The organism is Acidisoma sp., from assembly GCF_035492295.1.
GTDB lineage: Bacteria > Pseudomonadota > Alphaproteobacteria > Acetobacterales > Acetobacteraceae > Acidisoma.
In genome coordinates this window covers 1-3,392 of the sequence record NZ_DATJJK010000224.1, presented here as the reverse complement: position 1 = coordinate 3,392, position 3,392 = coordinate 1, and the positions used below count along the sequence as shown (strand labels likewise).

Annotated in this window: 4 protein-coding genes; all 4 read left to right on the top strand. The window is 68.5% G+C overall.

The window, feature by feature from the left end; translation table 11 throughout:
* On the top strand, nucleotides 1-725 hold a 725-nt coding region (dapF, locus tag VL752_RS16895), incomplete at its 5' end, for a diaminopimelate epimerase (protein WP_325357031.1).
* Nucleotides 722-1,951 carry a tRNA (N(6)-L-threonylcarbamoyladenosine(37)-C(2))-methylthiotransferase MtaB gene (gene mtaB, locus VL752_RS16890; protein WP_325357030.1) on the top strand — a complete coding sequence of 410 codons (1,230 nt, stop codon included), beginning with the start codon at nucleotides 722-724 and terminating at the stop codon, nucleotides 1,949-1,951. The genes dapF and mtaB, both read left to right, overlap by 4 nt.
* Nucleotides 1,952-1,984: 33 nt before the next feature.
* Nucleotides 1,985-2,917, top strand: coding sequence for a signal recognition particle-docking protein FtsY (ftsY, locus tag VL752_RS16885; RefSeq protein WP_325357029.1), 933 nt, complete (start codon nucleotides 1,985-1,987; stop codon nucleotides 2,915-2,917).
* Between the two features lies 1 nt (nucleotide 2,918).
* Nucleotides 2,919-3,386 (top strand): acyl-CoA thioesterase, encoded by a 468-nt coding sequence (locus tag VL752_RS16880; RefSeq protein WP_325357028.1) that lies wholly within the window; start codon nucleotides 2,919-2,921, stop codon nucleotides 3,384-3,386.
* Nucleotides 3,387-3,392 lie beyond the last annotated feature (6 nt).

The following is a 3,392-nucleotide window of genomic DNA, read 5'->3' as shown; positions in this document are numbered from 1 at the left end:
TCGGGATCGGCTGCGACCAGCTGATCAGCCTGGAACCAGGGCGCGATGGCGCTGATGTCTTCATGCGCATCCATAACCCGGACGGCAGCGAGGCCGGCGCCTGCGGCAATGCAACCCGATGCGTCGCCGCGCTGATCGGTCAGGAGACGGGCCGTGACCGCGTGGTGATCCGCACGATCTCCGGCGATCTACCCTCCATCCTGCATGCCGATGGCACGGTGACGGTCGATCTCGGCGCCCCCCGGCTCGGCTGGGACCAGGTGCCGCTGACCTCCGCGATGGACACGCTGCATCTGCCGCTGGCCGAAGGTGGCGTCGCCAACCCCGCCGCCTGCTCCATGGGCAATCCGCACGCGACCTTCTTCGTGCAGAGCATCGCCGCGACGCCGGTTGCAACCCTGGGCGCCCGCTTCGAGACGGACGGCATTTTCCCCGACCGCGCCAATATCGGCTTTGCGGAGGTTCTGTCCCCCGAACGGATCAGGCTTCGCGTCTGGGAACGCGGCGCGGGATTGACGCTCGCCTGCGGGTCCGGTGCCTGCGCCGCGCTCGTCAATGCCGCACGCCGGGGCCTTACCGGCCGGCGGGCGGAGATGATCCTGGACGGCGGGCGCCTGACCATCGAATGGCGCGAAGCGGACGGCCATGTGCTGATGACCGGGCCCGCCGAGGTAAGCTTCACCGGCACCATGACCCTGCCCGAAGCCCTGGAGATCGCCGCATGACGATCGACGTGCTGAGCTTCGGCTGCCGGCTGAACACCTATGAGGGGGAGGTCATGCGCGGCCACGCCCGCGAGGCCGGGCTGTCCGATACCATCATCGTCAATACCTGTGCCGTCACGGCGGAAGCCGAGCGCCAGGCGCGGCAGGCGATCCGTCGTCTGGCGCGCGAGCGGCCGGAGGCGAAGATCGTCGTCACCGGCTGCGCGGCGCAGATCGCGCCTGAAAGCTGGGGCGGCCTGCCCGGTGTCTCGCGCGTGCTCGGCAATGCCGAGAAGCTCGAGGCCGCTCATTGGCAGCCCGATTCCCCGTCGGCGGTCTCGGACATCATGGCAGCGAAGGAAACCGCCGCCCATCTGGTGACGGAATTTGCAGGACGGGCCCGGGCCTTCGTGCAGGTCCAGCAGGGCTGCGACCATCGCTGCACCTTCTGCATCATCCCCTACGGCCGCGGCCCGAGCCGCAGCGTGGCGCTCGGCGCCATCCTCGACCAGTGCCGCAGCCTGATCGCCTCGGGCTATCAGGAAATCGTGCTGACGGGCGTCGACATCACCAGCTATGGGCATGACCTGCCGGGCCAGCCGCCCTTGGGCCAGATGGTGCGGCGCCTGCTCGCCCTCCTGCCCGACCTGCCGCGCCTGCGCCTCTCCTCGCTCGACCCCTGCGAGATCGACGAAGACCTCTGGCGGCTGATCGCCGATGAGCCGCGCCTGCTGCCGCATTTGCATCTCTCGATCCAGGCGGGCTCGGACCTCATCCTCAAGCGCATGAAGCGCCGGCATCTCCGCGCCGATGTGCTTGCGGTCACCAAGCGGGCGCGGCAATTGCGGCCGGGCATCGCCTTCGGCGCCGATCTCATCGCCGGGTTCCCGACCGAGACCGAGGAGACTTTTGCCGAGACCCTTGCGCTGGTCTCGGAAGCGGATCTGACCATGCTGCATGTCTTCCCCTATTCGGAGCGGAGCGGCACGCCGGCGGCGCGCATGCCCTCGGTGCCCAAGGCGGTCCGAAAGGAACGCGCGGCGCGGCTGCGCGCGGCGGGGGCCGAGGCCGCCGCCCGCTTCGATGCGCGCCATCTCGGGCAGAGCGTGCGCGTGCTGGCCGAGACCGAGACGCGGGGCCATTCCGAGCATTTCCGGCCCGTGTGCCTCGCAGCACCCGCCGAGCCCGGCCAGATCGTGACCGTGACCGTGACCGGCGTCGATGCCGACGGCCTGATCGCAGCCTGACCATCCATAGATATATCTTTATGAGTCCCTGACATGGCGCTTTCCGGGTTCTTCTCACGGCTGAAGGAAGGGCTGTCCCGCTCCACCCAGAAGCTCTCCAGCGGAATCACCGCCGTCTTCACCAAGCGCAAGCTGGACGACGAGGCGTTGGAGGAGTTGGAGGAGCTGCTGATCGGGGCCGATCTCGGCCCCCGCGCCGCCGCGAAGGTCATCGCCGCCTTCCGCCGCACCCGCTTCGGCAAAGAAGTCACGGACGCAGAGATCAAGGCCGCTCTCGCCGAGGAGATCACGAAGATCCTGAGCGCGGTGGCCCAGCCGCTGGTGATAGATCCCGCCCATGCGCCGCATGTCGTGCTCATGGTCGGCGTCAACGGCACCGGCAAGACCACGACCATCGGCAAATTCGCGCAATTCTACCGCGACCAGGGGCTGAAGCCGATGCTCGTCGCGGGCGACACCTTCCGCGCCGCCGCCGTCGAGCAACTGCAGATCTGGGGCGAGCGCACGGGCGCGCCCGTCGTCTCCGGCAAGCCGGAGACGGATGCCGCCGGCCTCGCCTTCGGGGCGCTGGAGCGTGCGAAACGCGAGGGGATCGACGTTCTTCTCGTCGACACCGCTGGCCGGCTACACAACAAGACCGCGCTGATGGACGAGCTCGCGAAGATCATTCGTGTCATCCGCAAGCTGGACCCGACGGCGCCGCATTCGACGCTGCTGACGCTGGATGCCACGACCGGTCAGAACGCCCTCTCCCAGGTCCAGGTGTTCCGCGATCTGGTTGAAGTGGACGGGCTGATCGTGACCAAGCTGGATGGCTCGGCGCGCGGCGGCATCGTCGTCGCCTTGGCCGAGGAATTCGGCCTGCCGGTCCATGCCGTCGGCGTCGGCGAGAAGGTGGGCGACCTCCGCCCCTTCGTGGCCGAGGAATTCGCCGCCGGCCTTGTCGGCACCGCGGAGCCCGTCTGACATGTCCGATGGCAAGGAAGGCCTGGATCTCACCCGGCGCGAAACCTATCGCGTCTGGGGCCAGGAGCGCGTGCGCTATTCGGATACGGATGCGCAGGGCCACGTCAACAACGTCTCCTACGCGGCCTATCTCGAAACCGGGCGCACCACCCTCGCCCAGGCCTGCGGCCTGCCGCTCGGTACCGAGGAGGGCACGCACACCGTGTTGGCCCGGGTCGAGATCGACTATTTGGCCGAAGTCCACTGGCCGGCGACGCTCGACCTCGGCCTCGCCGTGGTGCGGGTCGGGCGCAGTTCCGTGACCGTCATCCAGGGCATTTTCCAAGGCGAGCGCTGCGTCGCCAAGGGCTACGAAGTCATGGTGATGGTCGACAACGCCACCGGCCGCGCGACGCCCATTCCGGACGATGTCCGCGCACGGCTGCTTGCCGAGGCGGCGGTCGTCGCGAGTTCAACCGATCCACATTGACAGTTC

Coding starts and splice junctions, on each gene's coding strand:
- mtaB (WP_325357030.1), top strand. CDS start 722: ATGACGATCGACGTGCTGAGCTTCGGCTGCCGGCTGAACACCTATGAG.
- VL752_RS16880 (WP_325357028.1), top strand. CDS start 2,919: ATGTCCGATGGCAAGGAAGGCCTGGATCTCACCCGGCGCGAAACCTAT.
- ftsY (WP_325357029.1), top strand. CDS start 1,985: ATGGCGCTTTCCGGGTTCTTCTCACGGCTGAAGGAAGGGCTGTCCCGC.